The organism is Mycolicibacterium sp. Y3, assembly GCF_051188035.1.
Classification (GTDB): Bacteria; Actinomycetota; Actinomycetes; order Mycobacteriales; family Mycobacteriaceae; genus Mycobacterium; species Mycobacterium fluoranthenivorans.
In genome coordinates this window covers 2,720,967-2,738,910 of sequence record NZ_JAVQLT010000001.1, presented here as the reverse complement: position 1 = coordinate 2,738,910, position 17,944 = coordinate 2,720,967, and the positions used below count along the sequence as shown (strand labels likewise).

At 67.9% G+C, this 17,944-nt stretch carries 16 protein-coding genes and 1 tRNA gene; 7 read left to right on the top strand and 10 right to left on the bottom strand.

The window, feature by feature from the left end; all coding sequences use genetic code 11:
- Positions 1 to 3: 3 nt before the first annotated feature.
- The gene (locus QN239_RS13255) at positions 4 to 828 is read right to left on the bottom strand and encodes a CbiQ family ECF transporter T component (protein ID WP_499010921.1); all 825 of its coding nucleotides are present in this window, start codon (positions 826 to 828) and stop codon (positions 4 to 6) included.
- On the bottom strand, positions 825 to 2,840 hold the full coding sequence (locus tag QN239_RS13250) for a DUF2232 domain-containing protein (RefSeq protein WP_499010920.1): 2,016 nt from the start codon (positions 2,838 to 2,840) through the stop codon (positions 825 to 827). Before QN239_RS13250 ends, QN239_RS13255 begins: the two co-directional genes overlap by 4 nt.
- A 105-nt stretch (positions 2,841 to 2,945) precedes the next feature.
- On the opposite strand from QN239_RS13250, the gene QN239_RS13245 reads away from it, so the two are divergent.
- Complete coding sequence (locus QN239_RS13245) at positions 2,946 to 3,386, top strand: MarR family winged helix-turn-helix transcriptional regulator (RefSeq protein WP_499010918.1); 441 nt, start codon at positions 2,946 to 2,948, stop codon at positions 3,384 to 3,386.
- Between the two features lie 17 nt (positions 3,387 to 3,403).
- Positions 3,404 to 4,609: an MFS transporter gene (locus tag QN239_RS13240; RefSeq protein WP_499016739.1), complete on the top strand. Its 1,206-nt coding sequence runs from the start codon at positions 3,404 to 3,406 to the stop codon at positions 4,607 to 4,609.
- Here the strand turns inward: QN239_RS13240 and QN239_RS13235 are convergent, their stop codons facing one another.
- Genes QN239_RS13235 through QN239_RS13225 form a run of 3 tightly spaced genes read right to left on the bottom strand, consistent with a single transcriptional unit; the run spans position 4,610 to position 8,044 of the window.
- On the bottom strand, positions 4,610 to 5,644 hold the full coding sequence (locus tag QN239_RS13235) for an isopenicillin N synthase family dioxygenase (RefSeq protein ID WP_499010916.1): 1,035 nt from the start codon (positions 5,642 to 5,644) through the stop codon (positions 4,610 to 4,612).
- 34 nt (positions 5,645 to 5,678) lie between these two features.
- Positions 5,679 to 6,641 carry an isopenicillin N synthase family dioxygenase gene (locus QN239_RS13230; RefSeq protein ID WP_499010914.1) on the bottom strand — a complete coding sequence of 321 codons (963 nt, stop codon included), beginning with the start codon at positions 6,639 to 6,641 and terminating at the stop codon, positions 5,679 to 5,681.
- A 14-nt stretch (positions 6,642 to 6,655) separates the two neighbouring features.
- Positions 6,656 to 8,044 carry a purine-cytosine permease family protein gene (locus tag QN239_RS13225; RefSeq protein WP_499010911.1) on the bottom strand — a complete coding sequence of 463 codons (1,389 nt, stop codon included), beginning with the start codon at positions 8,042 to 8,044 and terminating at the stop codon, positions 6,656 to 6,658.
- 139 nt (positions 8,045 to 8,183) lie between these two features.
- Here QN239_RS13225 and QN239_RS13220 point away from each other — a divergent pair, with 139 nt between their 5' ends.
- Positions 8,184 to 8,792, top strand: a complete 609-nt coding sequence (locus tag QN239_RS13220) for a type II toxin-antitoxin system RelB family anti-toxin (RefSeq protein WP_499010909.1) — start codon at positions 8,184 to 8,186, stop codon at positions 8,790 to 8,792.
- Between the two features lie 3 nt (positions 8,793 to 8,795).
- Here QN239_RS13220 and QN239_RS13215 read toward each other — a convergent pair whose 3' ends face one another.
- Entirely contained in the window at positions 8,796 to 9,905 is a 1,110-nt protein-coding gene (locus QN239_RS13215; RefSeq protein WP_499010908.1) for an esterase-like activity of phytase family protein, read from the bottom strand.
- 121 nt (positions 9,906 to 10,026) lie between these two features.
- Here QN239_RS13215 and QN239_RS13210 point away from each other — a divergent pair, with 121 nt between their 5' ends.
- Entirely contained in the window at positions 10,027 to 12,036 is a 2,010-nt protein-coding gene (locus QN239_RS13210) for an acyl-CoA dehydrogenase family protein (RefSeq protein WP_499010906.1), read from the top strand.
- Between the two features lie 18 nt (positions 12,037 to 12,054).
- Here the strand turns inward: QN239_RS13210 and QN239_RS13205 are convergent, their stop codons facing one another.
- Entirely contained in the window at positions 12,055 to 15,105 is a 3,051-nt protein-coding gene (locus tag QN239_RS13205; RefSeq protein ID WP_499010903.1) for an MMPL family transporter, read from the bottom strand.
- A 107-nt stretch (positions 15,106 to 15,212) separates the two neighbouring features.
- On the opposite strand from QN239_RS13205, the gene QN239_RS13200 reads away from it, so the two are divergent.
- Positions 15,213 to 15,779, top strand: a complete 567-nt coding sequence (locus QN239_RS13200) for a TetR/AcrR family transcriptional regulator (protein WP_499010901.1) — start codon at positions 15,213 to 15,215, stop codon at positions 15,777 to 15,779.
- Between the two features lie 64 nt (positions 15,780 to 15,843).
- Here QN239_RS13200 and QN239_RS13195 read toward each other — a convergent pair whose 3' ends face one another.
- On the bottom strand, positions 15,844 to 16,323 hold the full coding sequence (locus QN239_RS13195) for an LppP/LprE family lipoprotein (RefSeq protein WP_499010899.1): 480 nt from the start codon (positions 16,321 to 16,323) through the stop codon (positions 15,844 to 15,846).
- Positions 16,324 to 16,421: 98 nt separating this feature from the next.
- On the opposite strand from QN239_RS13195, the gene QN239_RS13190 reads away from it, so the two are divergent.
- A complete protein-coding gene (locus tag QN239_RS13190) occupies positions 16,422 to 17,099 on the top strand; it encodes a cutinase family protein (RefSeq protein WP_499010898.1) in 678 nt (225 codons plus the stop codon).
- A 56-nt stretch (positions 17,100 to 17,155) separates the two neighbouring features.
- Here the strand turns inward: QN239_RS13190 and QN239_RS13185 are convergent.
- Positions 17,156 to 17,231: transfer RNA gene (locus QN239_RS13185), tRNA-Asn, on the bottom strand.
- Between the two features lie 145 nt (positions 17,232 to 17,376).
- Between QN239_RS13185 and QN239_RS13180 the strand changes: the two genes are divergently transcribed.
- Positions 17,377 to 17,631 carry a hypothetical protein gene (locus tag QN239_RS13180; RefSeq protein ID WP_090353981.1) on the top strand — a complete coding sequence of 85 codons (255 nt, stop codon included), beginning with the start codon at positions 17,377 to 17,379 and terminating at the stop codon, positions 17,629 to 17,631.
- Here the strand turns inward: QN239_RS13180 and QN239_RS13175 are convergent.
- The gene (locus QN239_RS13175; RefSeq protein WP_167162015.1) at positions 17,628 to 17,918 is read right to left on the bottom strand and encodes a DUF7155 family protein; all 291 of its coding nucleotides are present in this window, start codon (positions 17,916 to 17,918) and stop codon (positions 17,628 to 17,630) included. The genes QN239_RS13180 and QN239_RS13175 overlap by 4 nt on opposite strands.
- Positions 17,919 to 17,944: the final 26 nt, after the last annotated feature.

The following is a 17,944-nucleotide window of genomic DNA, read 5'->3' as shown; positions in this document are numbered from 1 at the left end:
TCGCTAGAGGCTGGTGGCCAGGAAGGTGCAGGCCTCCAGATACCCGGCGACGCCGCACACCACCGCGATCGTCACCAGCGCCACATAGTCGGCCGCGTGCGGCCGGGAGGGATACGCCGAGATCTGGCCCACCCCACCGCGCGCGACGATTGCATCACCCATCTCATCGGCGCGGCGCAGGGAGACCGTCACCGCGGCGGACATCAGGTCGACCAGTTCGGCGGACCACTGTTTGCGGCGGGCCCGGCGTGACTCCGGCCGTGCCCGGGGCCGCAACCTGCGGGCCGCGTAGAGGACGCTGAACTCGTCGATCAGCATGGGGAACGCCCGCAACGCCAGCGCGAGGGCGACCGCCCAGTCGTCGACCGGCATCCGGAGAAACCGCAGCGGCCGGCCCAGCGTCGAGACCGCCGGGGCGACCTCGGCGACGTTGGTGGTCCACGACACCAGCGCACCCAGCCCCAACAGCACCAGCGATACCGCGGTGATCCGCAGGAAGTTCAGCACCCCGCCCAGGCCGAATTCGACTCCGACAAGGTGGATATACGGCGAGCCCCCGGCGAAGGACGCGGTCACCCCGCCCAACAGCAGGATCAGCCACAGCCAGCTGGGGATCGATGGCAGCGCACCGCGCGGAATACGGGCCAGCACCGCCGTCACCAGGACCACGACCGCGACGCACGCGATCGGCAACCAGCCGGGATAGAACGTCAGCAGCACACCGAGTGCGGCGACGGCAATCAGTTTCGTTCCCGCCCATAGGCGATGGATTGCCGTGTCGCCGGGCACCGGGCGCAACAGCACCACCGGTCTGCGTGGCCCGCTCATGCGACACCACCGGAAGCACTCGAGACGGCCGGCACCAGTTGGCCGTCGCGCAGATGCAGGGTGCGCGGGCAGAGCTCTTCGAGACCGTCGAAATCGTGGGAGATGACCACCACGGTGAGACCGTCGCGGCGCAGCTGCTCCAACAGCCGCAGCAGGCCGCGGGCACTGGCGGCGTCCAGCCCGGCCAGCGGCTCATCGAGGATGACGGCCCGCGGCGACCGGGCCAGCAAGCCGGCCAGCACCACGCGACGCATCTGCCCGCCGGAGAGCTGATCGATGGGACGCGAGGCCAGGTCCGGTTCCAGCCCGACAGTGGCCAGTGCGGCCAGCACCCGGGTGTGGTCGCGCGCGGAGAACCCAGCCGCCGCGGCGATCTCACGGTCCACCCGGCCGCGGATAAGTTGCAACCGGGCCGCTTGGAAGGACAGCGCCACCGCGCCGACCTGTTCGGACACCGGACGGCCGTCGAGCAGGCAGCTGCCGACGGTGGGAAGAGTCAAACCGGCCATGATCCAGGCCAAGGTCGACTTGCCGGACCCGTTGAGACCGTGGATCAGGACACCGTCGCCCTCGTTGACCACCAGGTCGATATCCCGCAGAGCGCTTTTCTCCCAAGGGGTTCCGGCAGCGTAGCGATGGCCCACCCCGCGCAGCTCCAGCACCGGTTTGTCGCTGCGTGCGACCGCGCCGCCGGCGGGGACCGACGCCGTCTGCACCATCTCCGACCCGCCGGCCAGGTTGACAGCACGGTCGGCCGCCTCGGCTTCCTCGTTGTAGTGGGTGATGTGCACCAGTGACATCTGGTGGTGGCGGGTCAAACCGGCGAGCACCGCCATCAGCCCGTCACGGCCGACCTGGTCCACCATGCTGGTGATCTCGTCGGCGATCATCAGCGCGGGTTCACGGGCCAGCGCGGCGGCCACCGCCAGTCGCTGCAGTTCGCCACCGGACAGTCCGCCGGTCTCCCGTTCGGCCAGACCGTCCAGACCGACCTCGGCGAGCAACCGCGGCACATCGATCTCGGTGCCGACCGGCAGTCCCCACACCACATCGTCGGCCACCCGGGTACCCAGCACCTGACTCTCGGGGTGCTGCATGATCACCGCGGTGCCGCCCGGCGCGCCGAGCCCGACCGCACCCGGCCGTTCGACCGTGCCGCCGGTGGGCTCACGGCCCGCCAGCACGAGCATGAGCGTGGTCTTGCCCGATCCGTTGGCGCCGGTGATCGCGACGTGCTCGCCCAACTCCACCGTCAATGACACCGGGCCCAGGGCATCACGATCGGTGCCCGGGTACCGGAACACCACATCGCGCAGCCGTAGCGGCACCGGGGCCACGGACCCGGTCTCGGCAGGCACGTCGAGTTTGTGCACATCGGGCACGCCTCCCAGCCTGGTCAGCACCCCGGACAAGGCCCACCATCCGATGAGGCTGACGATGACGATCGCGAGCACGCCGTAGGCGCCGATCAACAACGGCCAGTACCTCAGCGCGGTGGCGAAGAAGTCGGCCATCTGCGGGGCGAGGTCCTGCAGCCCGGGGATGCGGCCCAGGATCTTGGCGGTGCCTTCGACGTTGGCGGTCATCGCGTCGAACACCAGCTGGCGCAGCCGCGACGCGACGGCCAGCGCGCCGACGACGAACGCGCCGAACACCACGCCGGCGACGACCGACACCAGCATGGCCGTGGTCAGGCCACGTCCGTGCCGCTTCACCGCGCCGGTCAGCCCGCCGATGTAGGCGCAGTTGAGCACCGTCATCAAGCCGCCCATCCCGGCGATGAGGAAGGCGATGGTCGCCCCGGCGATGGCCGCGGCGACGAGCACCTTGATCCGGTATCGGTACGCGAGCAGTCCCATCGGCACCGTGCCCAGGACGGACAGGCCGGCGGCGAACGGAACGACCACCGCGATGATCGCGATGGCCGCGCACAGTGCCGCCATGACGGCGGCTTGGGCAAGCTCGTTGGGGTGCAACGATCCCGCCCGCCGACGGGTGTGGGTAGCGGGCATTTCTCGATTCTGCCAGGCGCAACGAGCACGTCGCCGCGGTGCACTGTGACGGTCCGCACGAACACCGACGCTATCTACATAGTGATTCTATGCAACTATGGAGCCATGCCGACTACCACCGCGTTGGGTGCCGACCTGCTGTCCGTGGTCGCGCGCGTGAACCGGCTGGCCAATCAGCGGGCCCGTTTCCCGCTGCCCTTCGCCCAAGCGCGACTGCTGTCGACGATCGAGGACCAGGGCGCCGCCCGGATCTCGGACCTGGCCGCTCTGGACCACTGCTCGCAGCCGACGATGACCACCCAGGTGCGCCGACTGGAAGACGCCGGGTTGGTGTCCCGCATCGCCGACCCCGGTGATGCGCGCGCGGTGCTGATCAGCATCACCGAGGACGGCAGGGCCACGCTGGCGCGGGTACGAGCCGACCGTGCCGCGGCCATCGACCCCTTCCTGGAACGTCTGGACAGCAAACAGCGCACCACCCTCACCGACGCCGTCACCGTGCTGCGCGACCTGCTCGAGGTCGCGCAGCACGGTGCAGGCGAATGAACAGGAGTTCGCACACCATGTGGCGTCAACCGAAAGCTGTGTGGGCAGTCGCCTTCGCGTCCGTCGTGGCGTTCATGGGCATCGGTCTGGTCGATCCCATCCTCAAGCCGATCGCCGACAATCTCGACGCCTCGCCGTCCCAGGTGTCCCTCCTGTTCACCAGCTATATGGCGGTGATGGGCGTGGCGATGCTGATCACCGGCGTGGTGTCGAGCCGGATCGGACCGAAACGCACCCTGCTGGTGGGGCTGCTCATCATCATCGCCGGCGCAGGACTGGCCGGGATGAGCGACACCGTCATGCAGATCGTCGGCTGGCGCGCCCTCTGGGGCCTGGGCAATGCGCTGTTCATCGCGACGGCCCTGGCCACCATCGTCAGCTCCGCGAAAGGTTCGGTGGCCCAGGCGATCATCCTCTACGAGGCCGCATTGGGCCTGGGCATCGCGGTCGGCCCACTGGTCGGCGGGGTGCTCGGCTCGATCTCCTGGCGTGGCCCGTTCTTCGGGGTGTCGGCGCTGATGGCGGTCGCCCTGGTGGTCACCATCTTCCTGTTGCCTGCCACCCCTCGACCCGAACACGCCACCTCACTGGCCGACCCGTTCCGTGCGCTTCGGCACCGCGGCCTGCTCGGCGTGGCCGTCACCGCGCTGCTCTACAACTTCGGCTTCTTCACCCTGCTGGCCTTCACACCGTTCCCGTTGGACATGAGTGCCCACGAGATCGGCCTGATCTTCTTCGGCTGGGGCGTAGCACTGGCATTCACCTCGGTGGTGGTCGCCCCGCGCCTGCAGCACCGGTTCGGCACGGTGCGTGTGCTGATCCTCAACCTGCTGGCGTTCAGCCTGGTGTTGGTGGCGATGGCGGTGTGGACCGATCACAAGGCCGTGCTGGCCGCGGGTGTGGTGGTGGCCGGGCTGTTCATCGGTATCAACAACACGTTGATCACCGAGACGGTGATGAAAGCCGCACCCATCGAGCGCGGGGTGGCGTCGGCGGCGTACAGCTTCCTGCGGTTCGGCGGTGCGGCGGTGGCGCCGTGGCTGGCGGGTGTCCTCGGTGAAGAGGTCAGCGTGCACCTGCCGTTCTGGGTGGGCGCGGCGGCCGTGGTGGCCGGAGCGGGTGTGCTGACCGCGACGCGCGGGCACCTCACCGGAATCGACGCCGAGGAAAGCGAACTCGACCAGCTGACCGATGTGGCCACCGCGATCACCGTTGGCGACTGATCAGCGCACCAGCCGAGCCGCCTCCCGTTCCGCGCCGGGATTCAGCACCCGGCTGCGTGAACCGGCGAGCTTCGCCCGCAGGTGCTCACCGACAGTCACCGGCTCGTAGCGTGCCGGCCGCCCAGGGCCGACGCAGGTCGACAGCGGGGCGATCACGGCATCGATATTGCCGTCGTGGAAGTACGCGGCAGACCGCCGCGGCACCAGGACTCCCCCGATCCGCGGAGCGGCGACCCGGTGCATCGTCGATATCCACTCGTCATTGGTCCATCTGGCCAGTGCGTCGCCGAGATTCACCAACAACGCGCCGGGCGCCGGTTGGACCGGATGCCAACGGCCGCCCTCGCCGAGCACTTCCAGGCCGGGCACCGCGTCGGCCCACAGCACAGTGACGATGCCGTAGTCGGTATGCGCCCCCATCCCGACCTGATCGGGCTCGAGCACCGTCTCCGGTGAGGGCAGCCGATAGTTGATCATCCGCAGCACATCCAAGGAGTGGTCGGTGACCGAGACGAGACCGTCGTCCCCGAGCCCGAGCGCACGTCCGAAGATCCGGACCATGGTGCGAGCGACAGCGCCCGCCGCGGCGAACCAATCACCCACGGCAACCGCGAATCCCGGCACTTCGGCGGGCCAGATGTTGGGGGCGTAATCGGTGGCGGGCAGCGTGAGTGCGGGATACTCAGCGGCCTCGGTGCCGATGTTGAAGGCCTCGAACAAGTCCGCCGCGCTCACCAGCCCCAGACTTGCGGCCAGCGCTTCGGACTTCGGCGGTGTGTAGCCGCGGTTGACCGACGGCGGACACCGGTAGGCGGCTTTGACGACGGAATCGAGGGCGAAGAAGGCATCGGTGGCGGCCGTGAAGGCGTGCAGGGTGGAGGCCGCGATGCCGTGACCCACGATCTGCATGAAGCCGACGGTGCGGGCTGCGCGGTCGACCTGGGCGGCCACCGCATCACGGTGACGTTCGGCAGCCTCGGGATCGTTGAAGGCACCGATATCGATGGAGGGGATGTCGAATTCGGGCATGTTCATGGGTGATTCACTTCCTGGAGATGGTCGACGGGTATCAGCTGACGGTGGCTGCCGCGGCCCGTTCGTCGAGGTATGCGCCCGCGACGACGTCGGGATGGGTGACCGAGCCGACCGGGGCGGGCAACGTCCTGATGACAGCGTCGGCGTCCGCTTCGAGGAACATGATCAGTGAGATCAACTCCTCCCCCGGCGCATCGGCGCGCGGTGGCAGCACCCGGTGCCGGGTGGAGCGCCACCGGTCCCCCGTCCACCGCGCCATCAGATCACCGATGTTCACGGTGAAGGCACCGGGCACGTAAGGGGCAGGCAACCAGCTGCCGTCGGGGTGCTGCACCTCCAGGCCGCCGTACCCCGCCTGCCGGTCCAGGATGGTCAGCACACCCCAATCGGTATGCGGGGCAATGCGATATTGCCCCGGCGCGGGCACCCCGGTCTCAACCAACGGCGGATACCGGTTGATGTTGAACGTGTGTGGCGAGTTGCGGGTCTGGGCGGCGAACCAGTCCGGCTCCAGGCCCACCGCCGAGGCGAGTAATCGCAAGGTGTCGCCATAGACCTCGCGGACCGCGGCCGCGTAACGGTCACACAGGTTGCGCAGCTCCGGAACTTCGGCCGGCCAGACATTGTCGGCGAACCACATCTGGTCGATGCGGTGGTCGCCGGTGCGGAAATCGCGGCCCATGGTGTAGCTCTCCTTGAGGTCCGGCCGGGTGCCGTCCACATCCTCGCCGTAGAACCCGTTGGCCTCCCGGCCCGGCCCCACCCAGCCACGGCCCCCCACTGCGGTGGCGTACCGGGCCTTGACGTCCGGGGGAAGGGCGAAGAAGCGGCGCGCTGCCGACCGGATGTTCTCGCGCAGAACGGCACTCACACCGTGGCCGGCGAGCATCAGGAAGCCCGAGTCCTGCAGCGCCTCGTCCACTTGCCGGGCGAGTGCCGTGCGTTCCGATGCGGATCCGGCGCACCAGATCTGCAGATCGATGAGGGGAATGGTCATGGGATGCGTTCCTTTCAACGGGTGGCGTCGCGCCGGGCGAGCAGCAGGTAGGTCAGGGCGGCCACGCCGAAGCCGGCCGGCGCACTCAGGTCCGCACCACCGGCGGCGCTGGCGAGCGGCCCGACGAAGACGGTGGTGTTGATCCACAGCAGGGCGGCGATCATGCCCGCGGCCTGCGCCGCGATTCCCGCCGGGGCGAATGCCCGTCCGCCGCCCTCGAGGACGACGGGGTCATAGCGTCCCTTGCGCAGCAGGTGGTCGACGACGAACACGCCGGCCCAAGGCGCCAACCACACGATCATGAAGAGCAGGAAGTTGCTCACGAAGGCCATGAACGATCCGGACAACACGACCAACAGACCCACGACAGCACAGATGACTCCGTCGAGTGCCACCGCCTGCCACCGGCTGACGCGAATCCCGATGGCCTGCAGCGTAACTCCGGAAGAGTAGAGATCCACCGCGTTGAGCGCGATCATCTGGACGACGAGCAGGACCAGGTACGGGATCACGAACCAGACGGGGTACGCAGTGGGCAGGCCGCCGACCGGATCGGTGGCCGAGGGAACGACACTGGCGACCGCGACCCCGAGCAGCATCAACAGGGATTGCGGTACCCCACCGCCGACCAGCACCCATCCGACCACCCCACGCCGGGACACCGCAGCGGGCAGGTACCGCGAGTAGTCCGCGGCGTTGGGCGCCCAGCCGAGACCGGAGCCGCTGGCCGCGAGCGCGATCCCGCCGAGGAAGACCGCCCAGTCCGCGGGCGGTGTGACCTGCAGGTGAAGCCTGCCGGCGGTGAGCCAGGCCAGCATGAGGAAGAGCGCACCGAACGGGACGATCAGCGTGCGTAGCACCCGGGTGATCGCGGCGTGCCCGACGATCGGCAGCACGCTCTGAATCACCGCCAGTACCAACACGATGGTGACGGTTGCCGAATTCGACAGGGTGACGCCGCCCAGGCCGAACAACGCGGTCACCGCGAGCGTCATCAGCACGAGGTCGAGGACTTCGTAGCCGAGTTGCATGACCCAGTTGAAGAAAGCCAACGGACGGTTGCCGAGCCTGCCGAACGGAACCCGATTGACGGTGAAGGTGGTGGTTCCGGCCGCCGGCCCGGCCAGGCTGCACAGTCCGGCGACGATCCACGTGAGGTTGCCGATCACGATCGCGGCGGCGCATTGCCAGATATTGAGACCGAAGGTGACCAGCAGCGCGCCGTAGACCACCACCTGGACGTTGAGTACGACACCGCTCCACATCAGGCCGACCTGGCGCGGTGAGCCACGGCGTTCGGTATCCGGGATCCGGTCGATGCCGTGCCGCTCGATCACACGACTGCCTTTACCAATCACACCCACCCCGGCCTGGGATACAGTCGGTTCGAGATCGATAGCCATCGACACACTCCTGAGGTCTGGGAGTGCGCTCGAGCTTCGGCTCTGCGCACGCCATATTGATTGTTCCCAGCGATCAATATGGTCACTTTGAATGTCATGGACGTTCGTTTGAGGTTACGAACATGTGAGGAATCCGCGGATGACACAGCCGGACGAAAGCGCGCTGAATGCCATGATCGGCGCCACCGTGAAAGGCCTGCGCGAGAAGTCAGGCTTATCAATGCGCGAACTGGCACGCCGCTCAGGAGTCAGCCAACCCTTCCTGAGCCAGATCGAGCGCGGCGTCAGCGCACCGTCGATGATCACCACCTATCGGCTCGCGGATGCCCTCGATGTCCTGCCGGGAGCGCTACTGCCCGCGCCGCCGGCGTCCCGTGTCTCGGTGATCCGGGCCGGTGAGGGCAGATCCATCCCGGTGGCCAACCGGGCCGACGCGGCCGCGGGCAGGGCGCTGGTCATGCAGCCGGGGAACCCGTTGGAAGTCATCGACTACCGCATCGAACCCGGCCAGTACATCTCCGAATGGTTCGAGCTTCCCGGCGAACTGGCCGTGTATCTCATCAGCGGTGTGCTGGACGTCGAGATCTCCGGGCATCCGACCGTTCGACTCGAACCCGGAGATCTGGTGAGCCACCCTGCCGACCTGCCCCACCGCTGGCTGCTGGTCGACGACGAACCCGCCCACGCCCTACTCGCCATCGCCCACCCCGGTGAAGGTGCGGCACTTCGCGCGCCGTCGCACAGCTGACGCTCAGAGCGCGAACGCCAGCAGCTGCGTCACCTGATCGGGCGAGAAGTTGTCATCGGTGACCATGATCACCGACTGACGACCGTCGGACAGCTTGGGCCCCAAGGTGATTCCCTCGACGTTGTCGACGGAGTCGACGATTCCGCCGTTGTCGACGGAATGCACGGTCGCCGACAGGTCGGCCACCAGGGTCTTGCGCATGGGCGCGGCACCCGCCGACGACGGGCGGCCCAGAATGTCGTCCGCCCCTGCGATGCTCGCCCGGTAGATGTGCACCGAGGTCCTGGTACCGTGCCCACGCTCGATGACCAGGAAGTCCTCGGCGTTGAGCGCCACCAGATCAGACAATCCGTTACCGCCGCCGGCACCGGAGCTGACCGGATCCAGCGGATAGGCGTACTGCGCCGTCGCCTCCCGCGTCTCGGGATCCAGCCGGGTGATCCGGGTCAACGCACCGTGCTCGGCGGTGGGCAGCGGTCCGTCGTTGAAACCGGGCTCCTCCATACCCGCCCACAGCGCGGTCCCGTCGGGCGCCAGCGTGAGTCCCTCCAGCGCCTGATTCTTCCGCGGGCCCGCATCGGCGGCGGACATGTGCAATTCCGGCGGCAGGACGAACTGGCCGCGGAATGCGCCGTCGAGCCCTGCCGTCCGCACCCAGGGATCGAGCAGCACCGGCGGACTGTCCGGTTTCACGATCCGCTCCCCCTCGCTGGACCAGTACAACTGCTGGCGGTGGGAATCGAAGGCGATGCCCTCGGGATCCGGGGGCACGGTGGTGGCCGACTTCGGCGCGAACCGCTGACCGTCGGTGTTGAGCAGGGGCGTGGCACCTCTCAGGTCGACGCGGGCCAGATTGCTGCCCGAGAGGGCGATGCTCATGGTGTAGAACCGGGCCGGGCTCTTCGCGGACCGATCGTCGCTGATCACGTAATACTGGTCGCGGCCGGCGTCGTAGGTGATGCCGGAAAGACCGCCCACCGTCGTATCGGCGAACAGCAGACCATGCGCCAATTCGACCTTGCCGAGAAACTCCAGCTGGGTGGTGGGTGCCGGCGCGGCGGCACAACCCGCCAACACCAGAACCGCCGACAGCACCACCGCCGATAGCTTCACGCCAACAGATAACCACAGCTAACTGATAGCGATGCCGATCGCCGAACCCACGAGGTATGTCGCGCTCACTTACGTTGCCAGAGTCACGTTTGCGGACCGCTTGCACGGGCTAAGTTCGGGTATGACCTCCACCGCGGAACATCTGCGCAACACCCTCGACGGACGCTGGCGCGACGTGAAGAACGCCGTGCGGACCGAGCTGTCCGGTGAGATCTTCAAGCCGCACTACACCCCGAACACCGTCATCGCCCGCACCAAGGTCGGCGAACAGCTCAAGATCATGGCCGCCGCGGGCGCCGCGGAGGACGGCTTCCGCAAGGAGCACGGCGGCACGGGAGATGTCGGCGCGGCGGTCACCAGGATCGAGATGCTCGCCATGAGCGACCTGTCGCTGATGGTCAAAGCGGGTGTGCAGTGGGGGCTGTTCGGCGGCGCGATCGAGAACCTGGGCACCGAACGCCATCACAAGGCGTATGTCCGCGACATCATCAGCCTGGATCTGCTCGGCTGTTTCGCCATGACCGAGACCGGCCACGGCAGCGATGTGCAGTCGCTGGAGACGACCGCCACCTATGACCCGGCGACCAAAGAGTTCGTCATCGACTCCCCCACCCCGAGCGCCCGCAAGGACTACATCGGCGGTGCGGCCCAAACCGCGCGGGTGGCCGCGGTTTTCGCGCAGTTGATCACCCAGGGCGAAGGCCACGGTGTGCACTGCTTCGTGGTGCCGCTGCGCGATGAGGAGGGCAACGATCTGCCCGGTGTCACCACCTCGGACTGTCACTACAAGGGCGGCCTGCCCGGAGTGGACAACGGTCGCATCCAGTTCGACCACGTCCGCATCCCGCGGGAGAACCTGCTCAACAAGTACGCCGACGTCGCCGAGAACGGTACCTACTCCTCACCCATCGAGAACCCCGGGCGGCGGTTCTTCACCATGCTGGGCACCCTGATCCGCGGCCGGGTCACCGTCGGCGGCAGCGCCGCCGCGGCAGGCCGGGTGGCGCTGGACATCGCGACCCGGTATGCGTTGCAGCGCAAGCAGTTCAGCGTACCTCCCCCGGGGGCAGGAGCGAAGCGACCGGGGGGACAAGCACAGCCCGATGACGAAGTGCTCATCATGGATTACCTGGTGCACCAGCGCCGGCTGTTCCCCCTGATCGCGCGGTCCTACGCCCTGCAGTTCGCGCAGAACGAGTTGGTGGCCAAGCTGCACGAGATCCAGTCCTCGGACTTCCCCGACGCCGAGGAACAGCGCGAGGTCGAAGCGCGGGCGGCGGGGCTGAAGGCCGCGAACACCTGGCATGCCAGCCGGGCGATCCAGGAGGCACGCGAAGCCTGCGGCGGCGCGGGCTACCTGGCCGAGAACCGGTTGATCGCGCTGCGCGGTGACATCGACGTGTTCACCACGTTCGAGGGTGACAACCACGTGCTCACCCAGTTGGTGGCCAAGGAGCTGCTGACCGCCTACGCCGACGACATCAAGGGCATGAGCCCGGTGGAATGGGTGCGCTTCGCCGCCAACTTCGCCGGCGAGCGGGTGCTCAAGCGCACCGCGGCCGAGACCATCATGCAGACCATCCTCGACACCCGGCAGGACAACGAGGAGGAAGGCAGCCTCTTCAACCGGGGCACCCAGGTCAAGATGTTCGAGGACCGCGAGGAGTACATCCTGTCCACCGTCGCGCGCCGGCTGCAGGGCAAGGCCAAGGAGATGAGCGCGTTCGAGGCGTTCAACTCGGTGCAGGATCACGTGCTGCATGCCGCCACCGCGCATATCGATCGGGTCGTGCTGGAGGCCTTCGTCGCCGGCGTCGACGCCTGCGAGGATGACGACGCACGCGAAATCCTCAACCTGGTCTGCGACCTGTATGCCCTGAGCATCATCGAGGACGACAAGGCCTGGTTCGTCGAGCACCGCTTCCTGTCCACCGAACGCGCCAAGGCCGTCACCCGCGCCATCAACGACCGCTGCCGCAAGCTGCGTCCGCATGCCGAATTGCTGGTGGACGGTTTCGGGATTCCCGAGCAGCTGAGGTACGCCGAGATGCTGCATCCGGAGAACATCCCGGACGCCGACGAGCATCAGGAGAAGGACGCCATCAGCTCCGGCACCATCGAGCCCGCGTAGTGCTGACCGGCCCGGGCGTCACCCCCGGCGGGGTTTGCTCGGCCACCAGATACGGTCGCCGATCAGGGACATCGCGGCCGGCACCAGGATGGTGCGCACCAGGGTGATATCGATGAGCAGACCGACGCCCACGGTGAACCCGATCTGCAGCAGGTTGATCACCCGGCCGCTCATCAACGCGAACATGGTGAGCGCGAAGACGATTCCGGCTGTGGTGATGACGCTGCCGGTGCTGCCGAAGCCGCGAATGATGCCGCGGATCATGCCGTCCCCGGATTCCTCCCGGATACGCGCCGCGAACAGCATGCTGTAGTCGGCGCCGACGGCGATCAGCGCCATGAACGACACCGGGAATACCGACCAGTCCAGGTCGACGCCGATGACGTGCTGCCACACCAGCACGCTGATCCCCGCGGCGGCACCGAACGACAGCCCGACGGCGGCGACCATGAACACCGGTGCGGCGATACTGCGCAACAACACCATCAGCACCAGCAGCACGCCGACGATGGCGACGGTGCCGTAGACCGCGAAGTCCCGCCACACCTGATCACGCATGTCCGCCGACAGCGACGCCAGGCCGGTGGTGGCGAACTGCGCGGCCTGCAGCGAAGTTCCGTTCGCGGCCTCAGCAGCGGCCGGGCCGAGTTGGCGGCTGGCGTTCAGCGCCGCGTCGCTGTAGGGGTTGATGCGCCACACCACGAGCATCCGGGCGGTCCTGCCGTCCGGCGCGAACAGCAGGCGCTGGCCCTCCTGGAACGCCTTGTCGGCGAAGCCTTGTGCAGGTAGGTAGAACCCCGCCCCGGCCCCGGCCGAGGTGTGCGCGGACAGCTCGGAAAGGTAGTCGGTCGCCTGGGTGAGCCCGTCGGTGAGCTGACCGGTCAGCCCCACCACCTGGTCGACGCCCCCCTTCACCTGATTCAGACCGGCGGCCAACCGGCTCATGCCCTCGTCGAGGCGATCCGCACCGCGGACCAGTTCGGCGAGCTGGGCATTGGCCCGCTCGGGTGAACCGCCGGGCACCATGGCCACCATGGCCTGCAGCCGGGCCAGGGCGTTCTTGATGCCCGGTTGGGCGGCGCGCACCTTGTCGACGGTCACCTGCGGTACCGCGGCCAACAGCTCCGCCTGACGCAGCGTGCGGGTGACGGCACCGTCGGACACGGCATCCAGATCGGCGAGACTGGACCGGGCCCGCATACACACCAGGTTGAGCAGACAGTCCGGCCCGGGCTGCGGTGTCAGCGCCGCGCCCAGCGCCGAACTGACCACCCGGCCGCCGTCGGCGATCTGGGCATTGTCCGACATCGCCTGCAGGGCCACGTCGAGCAAGCCCACCGAGGAGCTGAGATCAGCCAGGGCCGCCGGCACGTCGACCCGGCCGTCGGTGACCGTGCGCAGCGCGGAGTCGGCCTCCTGATATCCGCCGAGCACCTGGTGCGCCAGTGCGGTGACGGACTTGATCCCCGAAACCAGTTGCGGGAGCTGCGCATCGGCACTGGCGGCGCCGTCGCGAAGAGTCGCGGTGCCCGAGGCCAGCCGCTGCAGATCGGGGGCGGCTGTGCCGATCCGGTCCCTCGCGTCACCCAGCCGACCGGCGACGACGCCGGCCTGGTAGCCGACGGTCGTCTGTTCCAGCTGACTGCCCGATGGGCGCGTCATCGAGCGAACGTAAGCCACCTGCGGCATGTCGGCCAGCCGGGCGGCCACCCGGTCCAGGGCCGCCAGATCGGTGGTGTTGCGCATGTCGTGGTCAGCCGAGACGATCAGGTACTCCGGCGCTACTTCGTTGAATCCCCAATGGGTGTAAGCCTTCTCGTACCCCGCAGCACTCTCGGTGCGGTCGAGTTGCATGGCGTTCTCGTCGAAATTGACCCGGAACGTCAGCAGCACCGAAGCCGCGGCCAGCAGCACCACCAGCGACGCGGCGGCCAGCGCACCCGAACGCCGGATCATCGTCGTCCCGATCCTGCGCCACCGGCGGGTGTTCAGCGGGCGCGGCTCGGCGTAACCGCGGCGGCCCAGGATGGACAGCAGTGCGTACGGCAGCGTCATCGAGATGGCCAGGGCGATCACGATCGCGATGGCGATGGGCGGTCCCGCGGCCCGGAACATGCCGAGGTGGGCGAAGGCCATCGCGGTGGCGGCCGCGGCGATGGTGAGCATGGAGGCGATCAGGATGCCGGAAACCTTCTGTCCCGCGCCTGCCAATGCGTCGGGTACGGGCAACCCGTTGCGCCTGCCCTCGTGGTAGCCCGCCAGGATGAAGATCGCGTAATCGGTTGCGGCGCCCAGCAACATCGCGGTCATCAGCGCGATGGTGAAGTTGGAGACCGTGAGCACGCCGTGGGCGCCCAACAGCGATATCACCGGCCGGGCCACGCCGAGGCCTAAGCCGATGGTGAGCAGCGGGATGAGCGCGGTGACCATCGAGCGGTACACCGCCAGCAGTACCAGGGTGATCAGCAGCACCGAGACACCGGTGATGATCAGCAGCGAGAAGTCCATGGCACTGAACAGGTCGGCCAGCGTGGGCGACGGGCCGGTGTAGTACATCTCCAGGCCGGCGGGCTTGGCCAGCGCGTCGATGATGTGCCGGATGTTGATGGTGTTCGCGTGCGCCTTGGTCGACCCCACGTCACCGGTGGCGGCCACGACGAGGTTGATCGCCTTGCCGTCCGGGCTCAGCGCGATACTGCGCAGGCTTTCGTTGTGGTACGTGTCCAACACGTAGGCGACGTCGTCGGTATCGGCTTGTAGTGCGGACACCAGTTCGCGGTAGGCCCGCTCGTCGGGTTCCCCGATGCCGTTCTCGTTCACCAGCAGCACACTGCCGATGGCCGACGAGGCCGGCACGCCGAACTCCTTGGACATATGCCGAAGTGTTTGCGCCGCTTCGATATTGCCGGGGATGAACGGTGCCGAATGCTCGGCGACGGTGCGTTCCAGCTGCGGGATGGCGAGATTCAGCGCACCGACCAGCACCACCCAGAAACCGATGACCCACCACGCGTAGCGCGCACAGAACCGGCTGAACCGGCCGAACACCCTGCTTTCCCCATGAGCCACTTCGTCCCCCTCGCGCACCCCACGTAGACCAAACGGTCTACGCGTGGCGACAGACGTTAGTAGACTAATCGGTACACCGCAATCACCCCCAGGTAGGAAAAGCGCTCATGCAGGCACGAGACCGGCTGATCTCCAGCGCCGTCGACCTCATCCGGCGCAACGGCGTCGCAGGTACCGGGCTTGCGCTGCTGCTGGAACTGAGCGGGACGGCCCGGCGCTCGCTGTACCTGAACTTCCCCGGCGGCAAGGCCGAACTCATCGCCGACGCCACCGCGGTGGCGGGCAAGGTGACCGGTGCCGCGATCGACCGGTTGGCCCGCGACGGTGATCCGGTGGCGGTGATCCAGCGCTTCATCGCCGGCTGGACCGACGCGCTACGCGCGACCGATTTCACCGCGGGCTGCCCGATCGTGGCCGCCGCCCTCGGTCGCTCGGAGGCTTCCGTGGCCGCCGATACCGCCGGCGAGGTGTTCACCGACTGGGAGCGACGCCTCACCGGCCATCTGCAAGAGGCCGACCTGTCACCCGGAGATGCCGCCCAGCTGGCCACGATGACCGTCGCCGCCGTCGAGGGCGCGATCATCATGTGCCAGGCCACCAAGTCCGATGAGCCGCTGCGCCGCGTCGAGGCGGGGCTGATCGAGCTGTACCAGCAGAAGGCGCGCCGCGGCTGACGCGAGATTGCGGTTACTGCGCAGAAGTTCGAGTGCGGCGCCCGATAACCGCAATCTCGGCGCGCTAGGCGTTCGGGATCGGGTCCAGCGCCTTGAGCTTGCCGTCGTCACCGATCTGGAAGCGCACCTGGGCGATCCCGGTCGGGCAGCACGGTTTGTCGGCGCCCTCCAGCCACTGATACTGCACCGTCGCGATCTTGTCCCCCAGCGGCACGACGGTGGTGTACGGGCGCGGGCGCGGGGTGGGCGGGCCCAGCGGCGAGTTGCGGTCGAAGAACAGCACCTGCACGGCCGCGTCCAGGGCCTTGTCACCCGTCCCGACGACCACCCAGTGCAGCCGGCAGTCGCCGGTGTGCCCGTGCGAGGTCTCATGCCAGCGGTCGCCGAGTTTCTGCACCGCGGCGGCCACCGTCTCCGCGGTCGGGGTGTCCTCGGGCTTGCAGTCGGTCGACGTGGTGGAGCCGGAGTTCGGCGGGCTCCAGCCGCAGGACGCGGCGAGAAGCGTGACCGTGGTGACGAGCGGGATCATCCGCGAGAGCCGCATGTGTACGAGCTTACGGAGCGCTGACATGCTCCCCCGGTCGCGGCGGGGCACCTGTCGCGCCGGTCTGCGCAGCGAACGCTGCGAGTAGCATCGGCCACATGGGTTTTCGTCATTTGTGCCGGTTGGTCGGCCCGTTGGTCGTTGTCGGCACGTTGGGCGCCGCGACGCTGGCAACCGGTGCCGCCCCGATCGCCTCCGCCGACCCGTGCCCCGATGCCGAGGTGGTGTTCGCCCGCGGCAGCGACGAGCCGCCTGGTGTCGGCACCGTGGGCCAGGCGTTCATCGATACGTTGCGCGGTCAACTCCCGGGCAAATCCATCGGCGTCTACCCGGTGAACTATGCGGCCACCGGCGATTTCGGCAACAAAGCGGTCTTCCCGTCCACGATGTTCGACGGTGTTCACGACACCACCTCGCATCTTCAGGCGATGGCCGCGAACTGCCCGAACACCAAGCTCCTGCTCGGCGGATACTCGCAGGGCGCGGCGGTGGCCGCCTATGCCACCACCGCGGACATCCCCGCCGAGGTGCACAACCACGTCGCCGGGATCGTGCTGTTCGGTAAGCCGACGGCCGAGCTGCTGGGCGGGTTCGGGGCCCCGCCCGCGAACATCTCACCGCTCTACAACGGCAAGTCACTGGATCTGTGCGCACCCGGGGACAGCATCTGCGACGGCTCCCCGGGATCGTTCCTCTCGTCGCTGGCCCATGCCCTCTACCCGCTCAACGGCTTGGTCGCCACGGCAGCGTCCAAGGCTGCGGGCCGACTGGCGTAACCGGGTCGACCACCCCTTACAAAGCACGAAGGCCAGCGCATTCGCGCTGGCCTTGCTGGCTCCCCCGGATGGACTCGAACCATCAACCGTCCGATTAACAGTCGGAAGCTCTGCCAATTGAGCTACAGGGGAATGAACCGAAGACAGACTCTAGCGCATATGGGCCGCGCGACCCGAATCGCCATGTCAGAGCCGTTTCCGCACGCCCGTCGACCAACTCTCAGCTGCGTGAGGCAGGATGGTGAGCGTTCTACTGTGGCCCGGGGAGGGAGTGCGCGTGTTCCGGATCGTGTTCGTGTTGGGGGTCGGCTACGTACTGGGTGCCAAGGCTGGTCGACGCCGCTACGAACAGATCGCCGGCACCTACCGGGCCGTCACCGAGAATCCGGCCACCAAGGCCGTGCTGGACGCCGGGCGCCGCAAATTGGCCGACCGGGTATCCCCCGATCCGGCGTTGGTGAAACTGACGGCGATCGACGCGGAGACCACCGTGCTGGAACCTCTCGAAGACGAGACCGCCGAGAGGCGTTAACCCATCGGGACGTTCCAGGTCTGACCCGGGAGCAGCGGCCCGGAATTGATGCCGTTGCTGCCCACGGAGATGCCCGGGCTGCCGAAACCGAGGCCCCCGCCGCTGCCACCGGAGTTCGAGTAGGACAGGCACTTGCCGTCCTCTTTGTTGCCGAACCACGCCAGGCACGCGGGTTGGGCCTGCACCGAACTCTGTGATCCGGCGGCCGAGAATGCCACCAGCGGTGCCGCGGCGGCGGCCACCGCAAACGCGCCCACCAGGACCACACGCCTAGCTGAAGTGTTCACCGGGGTGCCTTTCTCGTGGCAACATC

Excerpts from the sequence above, each read along its gene's own strand:
- QN239_RS13255 (WP_499010921.1), bottom strand. The coding sequence starts at position 828 with ATGAGCGGGCCACGCAGACCGGTGGTGCTGTTGCGCCCGGTGCCCGGC.
- QN239_RS13250 (WP_499010920.1), bottom strand. The coding sequence starts at position 2,840 with ATGCCCGCTACCCACACCCGTCGGCGGGCGGGATCGTTGCACCCCAAC.
- QN239_RS13245 (WP_499010918.1), top strand. The coding sequence starts at position 2,946 with ATGCCGACTACCACCGCGTTGGGTGCCGACCTGCTGTCCGTGGTCGCG.
- QN239_RS13240 (WP_499016739.1), top strand. The coding sequence starts at position 3,404 with ATGTGGCGTCAACCGAAAGCTGTGTGGGCAGTCGCCTTCGCGTCCGTC.
- QN239_RS13235 (WP_499010916.1), bottom strand. The coding sequence starts at position 5,644 with ATGAACATGCCCGAATTCGACATCCCCTCCATCGATATCGGTGCCTTC.
- QN239_RS13230 (WP_499010914.1), bottom strand. The coding sequence starts at position 6,641 with ATGACCATTCCCCTCATCGATCTGCAGATCTGGTGCGCCGGATCCGCA.
- QN239_RS13225 (WP_499010911.1), bottom strand. The coding sequence starts at position 8,044 with ATGGCTATCGATCTCGAACCGACTGTATCCCAGGCCGGGGTGGGTGTG.
- QN239_RS13220 (WP_499010909.1), top strand. The coding sequence starts at position 8,184 with ATGACACAGCCGGACGAAAGCGCGCTGAATGCCATGATCGGCGCCACC.
- QN239_RS13210 (WP_499010906.1), top strand. The coding sequence starts at position 10,027 with ATGACCTCCACCGCGGAACATCTGCGCAACACCCTCGACGGACGCTGG.
- QN239_RS13200 (WP_499010901.1), top strand. The coding sequence starts at position 15,213 with ATGCAGGCACGAGACCGGCTGATCTCCAGCGCCGTCGACCTCATCCGG.
- QN239_RS13195 (WP_499010899.1), bottom strand. The coding sequence starts at position 16,323 with ATGCGGCTCTCGCGGATGATCCCGCTCGTCACCACGGTCACGCTTCTC.
- QN239_RS13190 (WP_499010898.1), top strand. The coding sequence starts at position 16,422 with ATGGGTTTTCGTCATTTGTGCCGGTTGGTCGGCCCGTTGGTCGTTGTC.